At 53.7% G+C, this 16785-nt stretch carries 13 protein-coding genes; 5 read left to right on the top strand and 8 right to left on the bottom strand.

Annotated elements, in window-relative coordinates:
• Position 1 precedes the first annotated feature (1 nt).
• From thiG to L362_RS03645, 5 genes are all read left to right on the top strand, one after another.
• Positions 2-772 (top strand): thiazole synthase, encoded by a 771-nt coding sequence (gene thiG, locus L362_RS03625; protein WP_023345241.1) that lies wholly within the window; start codon positions 2-4, stop codon positions 770-772.
• Positions 769-1896: a 2-iminoacetate synthase ThiH gene (gene thiH / locus L362_RS03630; protein WP_023345240.1), complete on the top strand. Its 1128-nt coding sequence runs from the start codon at positions 769-771 to the stop codon at positions 1894-1896. Before thiG ends, thiH begins: the two co-directional genes overlap by 4 nt.
• A 336-nt stretch (positions 1897-2232) precedes the next feature.
• Positions 2233-3774, top strand: coding sequence for a sensor domain-containing diguanylate cyclase (locus L362_RS03635; RefSeq protein ID WP_023345239.1), 1542 nt, complete (start codon positions 2233-2235; stop codon positions 3772-3774).
• Positions 3775-3954: 180 nt separating this feature from the next.
• The gene (locus L362_RS03640) at positions 3955-4263 is read left to right on the top strand and encodes a PTS sugar transporter subunit IIB (protein WP_008503456.1); all 309 of its coding nucleotides are present in this window, start codon (positions 3955-3957) and stop codon (positions 4261-4263) included.
• Positions 4263-4580 carry a PTS lactose/cellobiose transporter subunit IIA gene (locus L362_RS03645; RefSeq protein ID WP_008503455.1) on the top strand — a complete coding sequence of 106 codons (318 nt, stop codon included), beginning with the start codon at positions 4263-4265 and terminating at the stop codon, positions 4578-4580. The genes L362_RS03640 and L362_RS03645 overlap by 1 nt, the downstream gene beginning before the upstream one ends.
• A gap of 57 nt (positions 4581-4637) precedes the next feature.
• Here the strand turns inward: L362_RS03645 and rpoC are convergent, their stop codons facing one another.
• From rpoC to secE, 8 genes are all read right to left on the bottom strand, one after another.
• Positions 4638-8861, bottom strand: a complete 4224-nt coding sequence (gene rpoC, locus L362_RS03650) for a DNA-directed RNA polymerase subunit beta' (protein WP_008503454.1) — start codon at positions 8859-8861, stop codon at positions 4638-4640.
• 76 nt (positions 8862-8937) lie between these two features.
• Positions 8938-12966 carry a DNA-directed RNA polymerase subunit beta gene (rpoB, locus tag L362_RS03655; RefSeq protein WP_008503453.1) on the bottom strand — a complete coding sequence of 1343 codons (4029 nt, stop codon included), beginning with the start codon at positions 12964-12966 and terminating at the stop codon, positions 8938-8940.
• A 319-nt stretch (positions 12967-13285) separates the two neighbouring features.
• Positions 13286-13654: a 50S ribosomal protein L7/L12 gene (gene rplL / locus L362_RS03660; protein ID WP_013095002.1), complete on the bottom strand. Its 369-nt coding sequence runs from the start codon at positions 13652-13654 to the stop codon at positions 13286-13288.
• 66 nt (positions 13655-13720) lie between these two features.
• Positions 13721-14218 carry a 50S ribosomal protein L10 gene (gene rplJ / locus L362_RS03665; protein ID WP_013095001.1) on the bottom strand — a complete coding sequence of 166 codons (498 nt, stop codon included), beginning with the start codon at positions 14216-14218 and terminating at the stop codon, positions 13721-13723.
• Positions 14219-14509: 291 nt separating this feature from the next.
• Positions 14510-15214: a 50S ribosomal protein L1 gene (rplA, locus tag L362_RS03670; RefSeq protein WP_006810530.1), complete on the bottom strand. Its 705-nt coding sequence runs from the start codon at positions 15212-15214 to the stop codon at positions 14510-14512.
• Positions 15215-15217: 3 nt separating this feature from the next.
• Positions 15218-15646, bottom strand: coding sequence for a 50S ribosomal protein L11 (rplK, locus tag L362_RS03675; protein ID WP_008503452.1), 429 nt, complete (start codon positions 15644-15646; stop codon positions 15218-15220).
• A 155-nt stretch (positions 15647-15801) separates the two neighbouring features.
• Entirely contained in the window at positions 15802-16347 is a 546-nt protein-coding gene (gene nusG, locus L362_RS03680; RefSeq protein ID WP_003862341.1) for a transcription termination/antitermination protein NusG, read from the bottom strand.
• Between the two features lies 1 nt (position 16348).
• The gene (secE, locus tag L362_RS03685; protein ID WP_003862342.1) at positions 16349-16732 is read right to left on the bottom strand and encodes a preprotein translocase subunit SecE; all 384 of its coding nucleotides are present in this window, start codon (positions 16730-16732) and stop codon (positions 16349-16351) included.
• Positions 16733-16785 lie beyond the last annotated feature (53 nt).

Genomic DNA, 16785 nt, shown 5'->3' with positions numbered 1-16785 from the left:
GATGTTACGTATTGCCGATAAGGATTTTGATTCGCATCTGTTTACCGGAACCGGAAAATTCGCCTCGCCGCAGCTGATGGTGGAGGCCATTCGCGAAAGCGGCAGCCAGCTGGTGACGCTGGCGCTCAAGCGCGTGGATCTGCGCCATCACAGCGATGCCATTCTGGCTCCGTTGCTGGAAGCGGGCGTCACGCTGTTGCCCAACACCTCCGGTGCCAAAACGGCAGAAGAGGCGATTTTTGCCGCACAGCTGGCACGGGAGGCGCTCGGCACCCGCTGGTTGAAGCTGGAAATCCATCCGGATGCCCGCTGGCTGCTGCCCGATCCGATTGAAACGCTGAAAGCGGCTGAAAAGCTGGTTCAGCAAGGGTTTACCGTCCTGCCTTACTGCGGGGCCGACCCTGTTCTGTGCAAACGGCTGGAAGAGGTCGGCTGCGCCGCCGTCATGCCGCTGGGGGCCCCCATTGGCTCTAACCAGGGGCTGGAGACCCGCGCGATGCTGGAAATCATTATTGAACAGGCCACCGTACCGGTGGTGGTGGATGCAGGCATTGGCGTGCCCAGCCATGCCGCGCAGGCGCTGGAGATGGGCGCCGACGCGGTGCTGGTGAATACGGCTATCGCGGTTGCCGACGATCCGGTCATGATGGCGCGTGCATTCCGCCTGGCCGTAGAGGCAGGCCTGCTGGCAAGGGGATCCGGCCCCGGCTCGCGCAGTTTCCAGGCGCAGGCCACCAGCCCGCTGACCGGTTTTCTGGAGGCGATCTCATGAGCACGTTTACCGAGCGCTGGCGCCAGCTTAGCTGGGACGACATTGCCCTGCGTATCAACAGCAAAACGGCGGCTGACGTGGAGCGCGCGCTGCAGGCCCGTCATCTGACCCGCGAGGATCTGATGGCCCTGCTCTCCCCGGCGGCCAGCGCCTACCTCGAACCGATGGCCCAGCGAGCGCAGCGGCTTACCCGCCAGCGGTTTGGCAACACGGTGAGTTTCTACGTGCCGCTCTATCTCTCCAACCTGTGCGCCAATGACTGCACCTACTGCGGTTTCTCCATGAGCAACCGCATCAAGCGTAAAACGCTCGATGAGGCTGAGATTGCCCGTGAGTGTGCGGCCATCCGTGAAATGGGCTTTGAACATCTTTTGCTGGTCACGGGCGAACATCAGGGGAAAGTGGGAATGGACTATTTCCGTCGGCACCTTCCCGCCATTCGTCGTCAGTTCGCGTCGTTGCAGATGGAAGTGCAGCCTCTGTCGCAGGAGGAGTACGCGGAGCTCAAAACGCTCGGGCTGGACGGCGTCATGGTCTATCAGGAAACCTACCACGAGGCGACGTACGCCCGACACCACCTGAAGGGCAAGAAACAGGATTTCTTCTTCCGCCTGGAAACGCCGGACAGGCTGGGTCGCGCCGGTATCGACAAAATCGGTCTGGGTGCGCTGATCGGGCTCTCCGACAGCTGGCGGGTGGATTGTTACATGGTGGCGGAACATTTGCTGTGGTTGCAGCAGCACTACTGGCAGAGCCGATACTCCATCTCCTTCCCGCGCCTGCGTCCTTGCGCGGGAGGAATTGAACCGGCTTCGCTGATGGATGAACGCCAGCTGGTGCAGACCATTTGCGCGTTTCGCCTGCTCGCTCCGGAAGTGGAATTATCGCTCTCAACGCGCGAGTCCCCGGCGTTTCGCGATCGCGTCATCCCGCTTGCGATTAACAACGTCAGCGCGTTTTCCAAAACGCAGCCTGGCGGCTACGCCGACGACCATCCGGAACTGGAACAATTTGCACCCCATGACGGACGACGCCCGGAAGCGGTCGCCGCCGCCCTGACGGCGCAGGGTCTTCAGCCCGTCTGGAAAGACTGGGACAGCTGGCTGGGAAGAGCCTCGCAGTGACGTTGAAACGCACTGCAACACGTTAAAAAACTGTCGAGCCGCGACGAAAAGGCAAAACCGGATGGTTGTCGGCAATCGTCCGGTTTTTTATTGTCACACGGTCAGCAACGGATGCTGACCAGGGCGAAAAGCTTCTTCCTCGTTTCGCCCTGCCTCTGGTTCATTGCTCAAACGGCTCATGCCAGTTTAATAAGTATTTTCTTAATGGTTCTTAAGATAAATCATCCTGTCAAAAATCGCGTGCCGTATAATTCACCGCTAACCGCAGGGCAGCGACTATGCTGAGAGGATATCGGCAGACGAAAAGTATTCACCATCAGGAACGATGTACAGCTCATGGCACTTCACAGCAAAAAGCTCTCTTTTACCCGGCCCATTATGCTCAGCTTTGCGGGGATCCTCTGCAGTTTTGCGGTGATCGCGATCGCGGTGACGCTTTCGCAACGAAAGGATTTTCTTGAGGATTATCATAAGATCAATAGCAACTTCACGCACAACCTGGCGGTGAACTACACCGAATCTATCCTGCGTGAAAACGACTATATTCTGGGCCGTTCCGCGATGTACTTTGCGCGCGACGACAGGCTAAACGAGACGCTAAACCTTAACCCGACGCAGGGGCTGCAGATGGTCATGCATTTGCAGAACCTGATGCCGACCGTCTCCTCCATTTCGCTTGCCGATACGCAGGGGCATTATCTGCGCGCACCGGAGGTGCTCCCCACGGAGAAGAGTAAAACCTTCGATCCCCGAACGCGGCCGTGGTTTGTCGCTCAGGCGGAAGCCAGCATCTTCAGCCACTATACCCGTCCCTACATGGACTACTTTACCGGCCATCCGACAGTAACCCTTTATAAGCCGTTGATCTCGCCGGAAGGCAGACTGAAGGGAACGATCGCCTTTCATCTCGATTTGACGTCGATGGGCTATACCTTGCGCCAGATGGTGGCGCCCGTTCAGGGGGAATTCTTCGTCGTCGAACGCGACGGTGCTGTGGTGCTGCATCCGGATACCGGCGCGCTCTTCAAGCAGTACGTGAGCGAAGCGCTGATGGACAAAATGACCAGCGGCGAAGGCCATCTTTACGACAAGAAAAGCAACGCCTGGTATTACTATTACTCTTTTACCAACCCGGACTGGTTTGTCATCTACCGGGTATCCGGTGCGACGCTCACCGATATCACCCGCCACGAAACGACGATCGTTGGCTGGGGGTTTGCGCTGGCGGCCATCATCATCATCCTTTTCGGCTTATACCTCCGCCACGCCTCGCGTAGCGTGCTGATGCACATTATCAATGCCATCAAAACTGGCGACGTTAACGAGGCACCGCGCCTGGAAGCGATGCTGAGCCACACGATTCAGTCCAATAAAGAGCGCGAAATGGCGTATGTCCGCCAGGCTACCCACGATGCGCTGACGGGCTGTAAAAACCGCCGCGCGTTCGACAGCGATATCGCAGAGCTGCTGAATGCCCATCAGCCCTTCGCGATGGCGCTGGTGGATATTGATAACTTCAAGTCAATTAACGACACGCTGGGTCACCTGACCGGTGATATCGTTCTGCGCAACGTGGCTCGTGAAGGGATCCAGATTATGCAGCCACATCACGTCTCGGTTTACCGTTATGGCGGAGAAGAGTTCGCCGTAATCTTCCAGGCGGAGCAGATGTCTTCCGCGCTCTCATTATTGGAAGCGTGGCGTACCGCCGTTGAAAAACGCGTCTGGCGGGAAGAAAACCTGCGGGTTACGTTCAGCGGCGGTCTTGGAGAGTGGCATTTTGAACCGCTGGAACAATTTGTCGGAAGCGTTGATAACGCCCTCTACAGCGCCAAACAGCAGGGAAAAAATCGAATCGTTCGCACATCCATCAGCTAATCCTCTCGCTTTCACCCTGCCCGTTTCGACGGGCCGGGTACCCAGCAATGTAAAATTGTAACCGGTTTCAGAAAAACGCCTGTTTCTTTGTGATGCCTGACACACAATCGCGGTAAAGCGGTTGTTGAAGCGGTCTGCACGGGATAATTATCAATAAACACATGTAGATCGAGGCTGATTATGAAGAACATCGTTTTATGCTGTGCAGCGGGAATGTCAACCAGCATGCTGGTTCAACGTATGAAAGACGCCGCGCAGAAAAAAGGGGTTGAAGTCACCATTAAAGCCGTTCCGGTTGCGGAGTTTAAAGACAACATCGCAACGGCCGACATCGTATTGCTGGGGCCACAGGTTAAATACGAGCAGGCTAAATTACAGGCGCAGGCCGACCCGCTGGGCAAAAAGGTCGCGGTGATCGACATGATGGATTACGGCATGATGAAAGGTGATGCCGTACTGGATAAAGCGCTCAAACTTCTGGAGTCATAATGGAAGACTTAGAAACCACGATTATGGAACTGCTTGTTAACGCAGGCGCGGCGCGCAGTGCGGCCCTGACGGCATTGCAGATGGCGCGTAAAGGTGAGTTTGACGAAGCCGAAAAAGCGATGGAAGAGTCGCGGGAATATGTGAAGCATGCGCACACCATACAGACGCAGCTTATCGGTCTTGATGAAGGGACCGGGAAGCTTCCGGTTAACCTGATCACCGTCCACTCGCAGGATCACCTGATGAACGCCATGGTCATACAGGACCTGGCGGGCGATATGATTGAGCTGTATCGACGGATCCCATTAGTAAACTGAAATAGTGCAGATATAAAAAAACCCGCCGAAGCGGGTTTTTTATTAGCGACTCAACGATTACTCGTTGTCGGAGCCACCCAGACCTGCGTTCAGCAGTTCTGCCAGGCTCGCGGATGCATCTTCAGCAGTAACCTGCGGTGCAGCTGGCAGTTCGCCTGCAGCACGACGACGCATACGATCCTGATGGTACGCATAACCGGTACCAGCCGGGATCAGACGACCCACGATAACGTTCTCTTTCAGACCGCGCAGTTCATCACGTTTACCTGCAACAGCGGCTTCGGTCAGGACACGAGTCGTTTCCTGGAACGATGCTGCAGAGATGAAGGACTCGGTTGCCAGAGACGCTTTGGTGATACCCAGCAGATCGCGCGAGAAGGTCGCACCGATTTTGCCGTTCGCTTCCAGTTCGCGGTTAGCGATCTTGACGCGTGAGTATTCAACCTGCTCGCCTTCGAGGAACTCGGAGCTGCCCGCGTTTTCGATGGTTGCTTTACGCAGCATCTGACGAACGATAACTTCGATGTGTTTATCGTTAATCTTAACGCCCTGCAGGCGGTATACGTCCTGTACTTCGTTAACGATGTAACGAGTAACAGCATGCACACCACGCAGACGCAGGATGTCGTGCGGCGCTTCTGGACCGTCGGAAACCACGTCACCACGTTCTACGCGTTCACCTTCGAACACGTTGAGCTGACGCCACTTAGGAATCATCTCTTCGTACGGTTCGCTGCCATCTACTGGAGTGATAACCAGACGGCGCTTACCTTTGGTCTCTTTACCGAAGGAGATGATACCGCTGATTTCAGCCAGGATTGCCGGCTCTTTCGGACGACGTGCTTCGAACAGGTCCGCAACGCGTGGCAGACCACCGGTGATGTCCTTGGTACCGCCGGATTCCTGAGGAATACGCGCCAGGGTGTCACCAGAGCTGATCTGTACGCCATCTTCCAGCTGTACAATCGCTTTACCCGGCAGGAAGTACTGCGCAGGCATATCGGTACCTGGGATCAGAACGTCATTACCCTGAGCATCAACGATTTTCAGTGCAGGACGCAGATCTTTACCGCCGGTAGTACGTTCAGCAGAATCCAGAACCACCAGAGAAGACAGACCGGTCAGCTCGTCAGTCTGACGAGTAATGGTCTGGCCGTCGATCATGTCAGTGAAGCGGATGAAACCACTTACTTCGGTGATAACCGGCATGGTGTGTGGATCCCAGTTTGCAACGGTTTCACCGCCGGCAACCTGCTCGCCATCACCTTTCGCCATAACCGCACCGTAAGGCACTTTATAGCTCTCTTTGGTACGACCGAATTCGTCGATCAGCTTCAGCTCGGTGTTACGTGAAGTGATAACCAGTTTACCGCTGGAGTTCACAACCGATTTCGCGTTGCTGAGCTTGATGCTACCTTTGTTTTTCACCTGGATGCTGGATTCAGCAGCCGCACGAGATGCCGCACCACCGATGTGGAACGTACGCATCGTCAGCTGTGTACCCGGCTCACCGATGGACTGTGCCGCGATAACGCCGATGGCTTCACCTTTGTTGATGATGTGGCCACGCGCCAGGTCACGACCGTAGCAGTGCGCACATACACCAAAGTCGGTGTCACAGGATACAACGGAACGCACCTTCACGGAGTCAACAGAGTTCGCTTCCAGCAGGTCACACCACTGTTCGTGCAGCAGGGTGTTGCGTGGAACCAGAATGTCTGCGGTGCCCGGCTTCAGGATGTCTTCCGCGGTCACACGACCCAGTACGCGATCGCGCAGTGGCTCTTTAACATCACCACCCTCGATAACCGGGGTCATGGTGATACCTTCTAGGGTGCCACAATCGTCTTCGGTCACAACCAGATCCTGCGCAACGTCTACCAGACGACGCGTCAGATAACCGGAGTTCGCGGTTTTCAGTGCGGTATCCGCCAGACCTTTACGCGCACCGTGCGTGGAGATGAAGTACTGGAGTACGTTCAGACCTTCACGGAAGTTCGCGGTGATTGGCGTTTCGATGATGGAGCCATCTGGCTTCGCCATCAGACCACGCATACCTGCCAGCTGACGAATCTGTGCTGCAGAACCACGCGCACCGGAGTCGGCCATCATGTAGATGCTGTTGAAGGAAACCTGCTGCTCTTCTACGCCGTCACGGTTAATCACGGTTTCGGTCTGCAGGTTATCCATCATCGCTTTGGATACACGATCGTTCGCCGCTGCCCAGATATCGATAACTTTGTTATAGCGTTCGCCCGCGGTAACCAGACCAGACTGGAACTGCTCCTGGATCTCAGCAACTTCAGCTTCCGCTTCAGAGATGATCTCGTGTTTCTTCTCTGGGATGACCATGTCATCGATACCAACAGATGCACCTGAACGCGCTGCATAAGCAAAGCCGGTGTACATAGTCTGGTCAGCGAAGATAACGGTCGGCTTCAGGCCCAGAATGCGGTAACAGGTGTTCAGCATTTTGGAGATCGCTTTCTTGCCCAGCGCCTGGTTGACGATGGAGAAAGGCAGACCTTTCGGTACGATCATCCACAGAATGGCACGGCCAACGGTCGTGTCTTTCAGGCTGGTTTTCGCAACGAATTCGCCGTTTGCATCTTTTTCGTATTCGGTGATACGCACTTTAACGCGCGCATGCAGAGAGGCCAGGCCAGCGCGATAAATACGCTCAGCTTCTTTCGGGCCAGTCAGCACCATGCCTTCGCCTTTGGCGTTAACACAGTCACGGGTCATGTAGTACAGACCCAGTACAACGTCCTGAGAAGGAACAATGATTGGCTCACCGTTCGCTGGAGACAGGATGTTGTTGGTAGACATCATCAGCGCACGCGCTTCGAGCTGGGCTTCCAGCGTCAGCGGTACGTGAACAGCCATCTGGTCACCATCGAAGTCGGCGTTATATGCCGCACAAACCAGCGGGTGCAGCTGGATCGCTTTACCTTCGATCAGGACTGGCTCAAATGCCTGGATACCCAGACGGTGCAGGGTTGGTGCACGGTTCAGCAGTACCGGGTGTTCGCGGATAACTTCGTCCAGGATATCCCAAACGACAGCTTCTTCACGCTCAACCATTTTCTTAGCGGCTTTGATGGTGGTGGCCAGGCCACGCAGTTCCAGCTTGCCGTAGATGAACGGTTTGAACAGCTCCAGTGCCATTTTCTTCGGCAGACCGCACTGATGCAGACGCAGGTATGGACCTACGGTGATTACAGAACGACCGGAGTAGTCAACACGCTTACCGAGCAGGTTCTGACGGAAACGACCCTGTTTACCTTTGATCATGTCGGCCAAAGATTTCAGAGGACGTTTGTTAGAACCGGTGATCGCACGACCGCGACGACCGTTATCCAGCAGGGCATCTACCGCTTCCTGCAGCATACGTTTTTCGTTGCGTACGATGATGTCCGGCGCAGCCAGATCCAGCAGACGTTTCAGACGGTTGTTACGGTTGATCACGCGACGATACAGATCGTTCAGATCGGACGTTGCGAAACGACCACCATCCAGCGGAACCAGTGGACGCAGATCTGGCGGCAGAACCGGCAGAACGGTCAGGATCATCCACTCTGGCTTGTTACCAGACTGAACGAACGCTTCCAGCAGTTTGATACGCTTGGTCAGCTTTTTACGCTTGGTTTCGGAGTTGGTTTCGTTCAGCTCTTCACGCAGCTGCTCGCACTCTTGCTCCAGATCCATGCTCTTCAGCAGGGCCTGAATAGCTTCCGCACCCATCTTCGCGTCGAATTCGTCACCGAACTCTTCCAGCGCGTCCAGATACTGCTCTTCAGTCAGGATCTGATGACGTTCCAGGTTCGTCATCCCGCCTTCGATAACCACATAAGATTCGAAGTACAGAACACGTTCGATATCACGCAGCGGCATATCCAGCAGCAGACCGATACGGGACGGCAGTGATTTCAGGAACCAGATGTGAGCAGTCGGAGACGCCAGCTCGATGTGGCCCATGCGCTCACGGCGCACTTTGGTCTGGGTCACTTCAACGCCGCACTTCTCACAGATCACACCGCGGTGTTTCAGGCGCTTGTACTTACCGCACAGGCACTCGTAATCTTTTACTGGCCCGAAAATACGCGCACAGAAAAGGCCGTCACGCTCAGGTTTGAACGTACGGTAGTTGATGGTTTCCGGCTTTTTAACTTCACCGAAAGACCATGAACGGATCATGTCTGGCGAAGCCAGAGCAATTTTGATCGCATCAAACTCTTCGGTTTTAGTCTGCGCTTTCAGAAACTTTAATAAATCTTTCACGGATTTGCTCCCGTCGGAGTTAGCACAATCCGGTGCCGGGGATTAACCCGGCACCAGTGACCTGTTTGAGCGAGAATTACTCGTCTTCCAGTTCGATGTTGATACCCAGCGAACGAATCTCTTTCAACAGTACGTTGAAGGATTCTGGCATGCCTGGTTCCATCTGATGGTTGCCGTCCACGATGTTCTTATACATCTTGGTACGACCGTTCACGTCATCAGACTTAACGGTGAGCATTTCCTGCAGGGTGTATGCCGCGCCGTATGCTTCCAGCGCCCACACTTCCATCTCCCCGAAGCGCTGACCACCGAACTGTGCCTTACCACCCAGCGGCTGCTGAGTAACCAGGCTGTAAGAACCGGTAGAACGAGCGTGCATCTTGTCGTCGACCAGGTGGTTCAGTTTCAGCATGTACATGTAACCTACGGTTACCGGACGTTCGAACTGTTCACCGGTACGGCCGTCAAACAGCGTAATCTGACCAGACGTTGGCAGACCACCCAGTTGCAGCAGCTCTTTAATTTCAGCTTCTTTTGCACCGTCGAATACCGGCGTTGCAATTGGCATACCTTTGCGCAGGTTCTCTGCCAGACGCAGCACTTCTTCATCGCTGAAGGTGTTCAGGTCGACTTTCTGACGCACGTCGGTACCCAGATCGTAGGCACGCTGGATGAATTCGCGCAGTTTCGCGACTTCCTGCTGCTGTTTCAGCATGGCGTTAATCTTGTCGCCGATGCCTTTCGCAGCCATACCCAGGTGAGTTTCCAGGATCTGACCAATGTTCATACGAGACGGTACGCCCAGTGGGTTCAGTACGATATCTACCGGCGTACCGTTAGCATCGTGCGGCATATCTTCGATCGGGTTGATCTTAGAGATAACACCCTTGTTACCGTGACGACCTGCCATCTTATCACCAGGCTGGATCTGACGTTTAACAGCCAGATAGACCTTAACAATCTTCAGCACGCCTGGTGCCAGATCGTCGCCCTGAGTGATTTTGCGGCGTTTCGCTTCGAGTTTTTTCTCGAACTCGTGTTTCAGTTCGTCATACTGCTCAGCCAGCTGTTCCAGCTGATTTTGTTTCTCTTCGTCGGTCAGGCCCAGTTCCAGCCAGCGATCGCGTGGCAGTTTGTCGAGCTTCTCAGCTTCAACGCCACCGGCAACCAGCACCGCATAGATACGGCTGAACAGACCCGCTTCGAGGATCTGCAGTTCTTCAGACAGGTCTTTCTTAGCCTGTTTGAGCTGCATCTCTTCGATTTCCAGCGCACGCTTATCTTTCTCAACGCCATCACGAGTGAAGACCTGAACGTCGATAACCGTACCGGAAACACCGTTTGGTACGCGCAGAGAAGAGTCTTTAACGTCAGACGCTTTCTCACCGAAGATGGCACGCAGCAGTTTCTCTTCTGGCGTCAGCTGGGTTTCACCTTTCGGCGTAACCTTACCAACCAGAATGTCGCCGCCGGTCACTTCCGCACCGATGTAAACAATACCGGATTCATCCAGTTTGGAGAGCGCAGCTTCACCCACGTTAGGGATGTCAGCAGTGATCTCTTCTGGCCCCAGCTTGGTGTCACGGGACACACACGCCAGTTCCTGAATGTGGATGGTGGTGAAACGATCTTCCTGAACCACACGCTCGGAGACGAGGATGGAGTCTTCGAAGTTGTAACCGTTCCACGGCATGAACGCTACGCGCATGTTCTGACCGAGCGCCAGTTCACCGAGGTCGGTGGACGGACCGTCTGCCAGCACGTCGCCGCGCTCAACTGGCTCACCCAGAGATACGCAAGGCATCTGGTTGATACAGGTGTTCTGGTTAGAACGGGTGTATTTGGTCAGGTTATAAATGTCGATACCTGCTTCGCCCGGGTACATCTCGTCTTCGTTAACTTTGATAACGATACGGGAGGCATCCACGTACTGAACAGTACCGCCACGCTTAGCAACTGCAGTAACACCGGAGTCAACGGCAACAGCACGTTCCATACCGGTACCAACCAGCGGCTTATCAGCACGCAGAGTTGGAACGGCCTGACGTTGCATGTTCGCACCCATCAATGCACGGTTGGCGTCATCGTGTTCCAGGAACGGGATCAGGGACGCACCGACGGATACCACCTGCTGGGTGGATACGTCCATGTAGTCAACCTGGTCGCGGCTGAACAAGCTGGATTCGCCTTTGCTACGGCAGGTAACCAGATCTTCTACAAAGTGGCCTTCGTCATCCAGGTTGGAGTTCGCCTGAGCGATAACGTAGTTGCCTTCTTCGATAGCAGACAGGTAATGAATTTCGTCGGTAACAACACCGTCGGTCACTTTACGGTACGGGGTCTCGAGGAAACCGTATTCGTTTGTCTGTGCATACACGGACAGGGAGTTGATCAGACCGATGTTTGGACCTTCAGGCGTTTCGATTGGACATACGCGACCGTAGTGGGTCGGGTGTACGTCTCGAACTTCGAAGCCTGCACGCTCACGGGTCAGACCGCCTGGGCCGAGTGCAGAGATACGACGCTTGTGCGTAATCTCAGACAGCGGGTTGTTCTGGTCCATGAACTGAGACAGCTGGCTGGAACCGAAGAACTCTTTCACTGCTGCAGAAATCGGCTTGGCGTTGATCATATCCTGAGGCATCAGGGTATCCAGATCGCCCAGAGACAGACGCTCTTTCACCGCACGCTCTACACGTACCAGGCCAACGCGGAACTGGTTTTCCGCCATTTCGCCTACGGAACGGATACGACGGTTGCCGAGGTGGTCGATGTCGTCCACTTCGCCTTTGCCGTTACGGATATCGATGAGCTTCTTCATCACTTCGATGATGTCGTCTTTGCTCAGGATACCGGAACCTTCGATTTCGTCGCGCAGCAGAGAACGGTTGAACTTCATACGACCAACCGCGGACAGATCGTAGCGGTCTTCGGAGAAGAACAGGTTCTCGAACAGGCTTTCAGCCGCTTCGCGAGTTGGTGGCTCACCAGGACGCATCATGCGGTAGATTTCTACCAGCGCGCTCAGACGATCGTTGGTTGGGTCGACGCGTACAGTCTCAGAGATGTACGGACCGTGGTCCAGATCGTTGGTGAACAGCGTTTCGATACGTTTGTGGCCAGCCTGACTCAGCTTAGCCAGCAGATCCAGGCTCAGCTCCATGTTAGCCGGGCAGATCAGCTCGCCAGTTGATTCGTCAACGTAATCTTTCGCGGCTACTTTTCCTGCAATGTATTCAACCGGAACTTCGATGTGTTTGATATCATCTTTTTCCAGCTGGCGGATGTGGCGCGCGGTGATACGGCGACCTTTTTCCACATACACTTTGCCGTCGGCTTCGATGTCGAACGACGCGGTCTCACCACGCAGACGTTCCGGCACCAGCTCCATCTGCAGCTTGTTGTCGCGGATTTCAAAGATCACTTTCTCAAAGAACAGGTCCAGGATCTGCTCAGTGGTATAGTTCAGTGCACGCAGAATGATGGTTGCAGGCAGTTTACGACGACGGTCGATACGGACAAACAGGTTGTCTTTTGGATCGAACTCGAAGTCCAGCCAGGAACCACGGTAAGGAATGATGCGTGCGTTATACAGTACTTTACCGGAAGAGTGCGTTTTACCTTTATCGCTGTCGAAGAAGACGCCCGGGCTACGATGCAGCTGGGAAACGATAACACGCTCAGTACCGTTAATAACGAAAGTACCGTTGTCTGTCATGAGTGGAATTTCACCCATGTAGACTTCTTGTTCTTTAATGTCTTTTACGGTGCCTTCCGGCGCTTCGCGCTCGTAGATCACCAGACGCAGTTTCACGCGCAGCGGTGCGGAATAGGTCACGCCACGGATCTGACATTCCTGAACGTCAAACACCGGTTCGCCAAGGCGGTAGCTGACGTACTGCAGCTCGGAGTTACCGCTGTAGCTCTGAATCGGGAACACGGAGCGGAAGGCTGCTTCCAGACCGTACTGCCCTTCAGGATCTTGCTCGATAAACTTCTGGAACGAGTCAAGCTGGATAGAAAGGAGATATGGAATGTCCAGAACTTGTGGACGTTTACCAAAATCCTTACGAATACGTTTTTTCTCGGTATAGGAGTAAACCATAGGGTTCCTCAGCTCGCTGACAAGTCGACCCATCTGTCCGACGAAGGGACAGTTTGTGCAACACCATTTTGTGGACCGGAAAATTGAATACTTTCCGCAATACCTGTTGCTATCACGCTTAAACCATTTCATTGCGATTTACACAGAGCGAGCACCCTGTCGCAGTATATTAAGTCGTCGATAGAAACAAGCATTGAAAGACACATCGATAGTCAAACAGTGTGAAATGCTACCGAGGCCTTACAGCGCAAAAAGGCTGGTGACTAAAAAGTCACCAGCCATCAGCCTAATGACTTAGGCTGCAACCAGAAAAGTTGGCTTATTTAACTTCAACTTCAGCGCCAGCTTCTTCCAGAGATTTTTTCAGTGCTTCTGCGTCGTCTTTGCTCACGCCTTCTTTCAGCGCAGCTGGAGCAGATTCTACCAGGTCTTTAGCTTCTTTCAGACCCAGACCGGTAGCGCCACGAACAGCTTTGATTACTGCAACTTTGTTCGCGCCAGCAGCTTTCAGAATTACGTCGAATTCAGTTTTCTCTTCAGCAGCGTCAGCAGCTGGGCCAGCAGCAACAGCTACAGCAGCAGCAGCAGAAACACCGAATTTTTCTTCCATTGCAGAGATCAGCTCAACAACGTCCATTACGGACATAGCGGATACTGCTTCAATGATTTGATCTTTAGTGATAGACATTTAAATTGTTCCTGAATATCAGAATAAGTTTATACGTAAGCAGATGCTTTATAAAGATAACTGCGATTAAGCAGCTTCTTTCGCATCGCGTACAGCAGCCAGAGTACGAACCAGTTTGCCAGCCGAAGCTTCTTTCATGGTTGCCATCAGGCGTGCAATTGCTTCTTCGTAGGTCGGCAGAGTTGCCAGGCGGTCGATCTGAGACGCCGGGATCAGCTCACCTTCAAAGGCAGCGGCTTTGACCTCAAATTTTGCATTCGCTTTCGCGAACTCTTTGAACAGACGAGCAGCAGCGCCCGGGTGTTCCATAGAGTATGCAATCAGGGTCGGACCAACAAACGTGTCTTTCAGGCACTCAAAAGAGGTACCTTCAACAGCACGGCGCAGCAGGGTGTTACGAACAACACGCATGTAAACGCCAGCTTCACGACCTGCTTTACGCAGTTCAGTCATTTTGTCTACAGTAACGCCACGGGAATCCGCAACTACTGCAGACAGCGCGCCTTTGGCTACTTCGCTGACTTCAGCAACAATCGCTTGTTTGTCTTGAAGATTTAAAGCCATTAGCTTTGCTCCTGGATGTTTGCCGGAACTCATGTTCCGGAACTCACTTCACTCTCCCCAACGGAAAGAGCGTCTTAATACGGTGAGCAGAAACAAGCCAGAGTATCCAAAAATAATCTTAGCGTTCTGTCACCGTCTACGCAGGGGATTAAGTCTCTTGCGAAACACCTGCGGTCTTCGACGGAGGCCTGGATTAGGCCAGGCTCCAACGAACAATTCTTTTAGCCGCTAACTTTCGTTAGCAAACGTGGGGGTAAGATTGTAGACAAAATCACCGCCCACGTAAAGGCATTAGTTTGCAGCAGCGCTCAGGCCAGCCTGGTCAACTGCAACACCTGCACCCATGGTGGTGGAGATGCTAACTTTCTTGATGTACACGCCTTTCGCCTGAGTTGGTTTTGCTTTTTTCAGCGCAACCAGCAGAGCTTCCAGGTTTTCTTTCAGTTTGTCAGCGTCAAAGTCCACTTTACCGATGGTGGTGTGGATGATGCCGTTTTTGTCGTTACGATAACGAACCTGACCTGCTTTAGCGTTCTTAACCGCTTCAGCAACGTTAGGGGTTACAGTACCCACTTTCGGGTTTGGCATCAGGCCGCGTGGACCCAGAACCTGGCCCAGCTGGCCAACAACGCGCATTGCATCTGGAGAAGCAATAACAACGTCAAAGTTCATTTCGCCTTTCTTGATCTGATCAGCCAGATCTTCCATACCTACCAGTTCAGCGCCGGCAGCTTTAGCAGCTTCAGCGTTTGCACCCTGAGCAAATACAGCTACACGTACGGAACGGCCAGTACCGTGTGGCAGTACAGTTGCGCCACGAACGTTCTGATCGGATTTACGCGCGTCGATGCCCAGGTTAACGGCAACGTCAACGCTTTCAACGAACTTAGCAGTTGCCAGTTCTTTCAGCAGAGCGATAGCTTCGTTGATGTCGTACTGTTTGGTCGCATCAACTTTGTCACGGATCACGGACATGCGCTTGGTCAGTTTAGCCATTTCTTAGTCCTCCACTACCAGGCCCATGGAACGTGCAGTACCTTCGATTGAGCGAGTCATCGCTTCAATGTCGGCACCAGTCATGTCGGCAGCTTTGGTCTGCGCGATTTCCTGCAGCTGAGCGCGGGAAATTTTACCCACTTTGTCTTTGTTCGGTTTACCGGAACCAGACTTGATACCAGCCGCTTTCTTCAGCAGAACTGCTGCAGGAGGGGTTTTGGTAACGAAAGTGAAAGAACGGTCAGCGTAAACAGTGATTACGACTGGGATTGGCAGACCTTTTTCCAGGGATTCCGTTTTTGCGTTGAACGCTTTACAGAATTCCATGATGTTCACACCCTGCTGACCCAGAGCTGGACCAACTGGTGGACTTGGGTTCGCCATACCAGCTGCAACCTGCAGCTTGACGTAGGCTTGTACTTTCTTAGCCATTCTAAAATCCTCTGATTGGGTAATAGCGCCTCAGTGAGGCTCCCCGTGAATAAAATTCGTTTTACGGGCCGGGCCCATAAAAACAAAAGGCGCGAAATTGTATTCCAATCTCGCGCCCTGTGCAACGATTAAATCGTCGCTTTTTTGATCGCTGCTTAGGCTTTTTCGACCTGCGCAAAGTCCAGTTCTACCGGGGTCGCACGACCGAAGATAGATACAGAAACTTTCAGGCGGGACTTTTCGTAGTCCACTTCTTCAACAACGCCGTTAAAGTCAGCAAACGGACCGTCATTAACACGAACCATTTCACCCGGTTCAAACAGCGTTTTCGGACGCGGCTTATCACCAACCTGCTGCAGGCGGTTCATAATCGCATCCACTTCTTTGTCGCTGATTGGCGCCGGACGGTCAGACGTGCCGCCGATAAAGCCCATCACGCGCGGTACGCTGCGCACCAGGTGCCAGCTCGCGTCGTTCATCACCATCTGAACCAGCACGTAACCCGGGAAGAATTTGCGCTCGCTTTTGCGACGCTGGCCGCCACGGATCTCGACCACTTCTTCGGTCGGAACCATAACTTCGCCAAATAACTCTTCCATGTTGTGTAATTTGATATGCTCACGCAGCGACGTTGCTACGCGGCCTTCAAAACCGGAAAACGCCTGAACGACGTACCAGCGCTTTTTAGGGGCTTCAGACATCTCAGAACCTCAGGCCAGTGATAAAGGATACCAGGCGAACCAGAATACCATCCAGTCCCCACAGGATCAGTGACATTACAGCGGTAACCGCCGCTACGATCAGCGTGGTGTGCAATGTTTCCTGGCGAGTCGGCCAAATTACCTTACGGACTTCGGTACGCGCTTCGCGAGCAAAAGCGACGGTCGCTTTGCCTTTCGTCGTCAACAGCGCGACACCACCCGCTGCAGCAATCAGAATTACCACTGCAAGCGCGCGTAGCGGCAGCATCATGTCACGATAAAGGTAGTTGCCGACAATCGCTACGATCAGCAGAACGGCTACTACTACCCATTTCATCGCTTCCAGGCCGCGCCCGCTCCCTTGAGCTTCGGTATTCGCACTCATAAACCAACCTGTCAGAAGTATTCTACAAACATTTTCACCCCGCGATTGCGAGG

Origin of the sequence: Enterobacter sp. MGH 16, from assembly GCF_000493175.1 — a bacterium.
Classification (GTDB): domain Bacteria; phylum Pseudomonadota; class Gammaproteobacteria; order Enterobacterales; family Enterobacteriaceae; genus Enterobacter; species Enterobacter roggenkampii.
The sequence above is the reverse complement of the archived record's forward strand: the minus strand, read 5'-3'. Positions and strand labels throughout refer to the sequence as shown.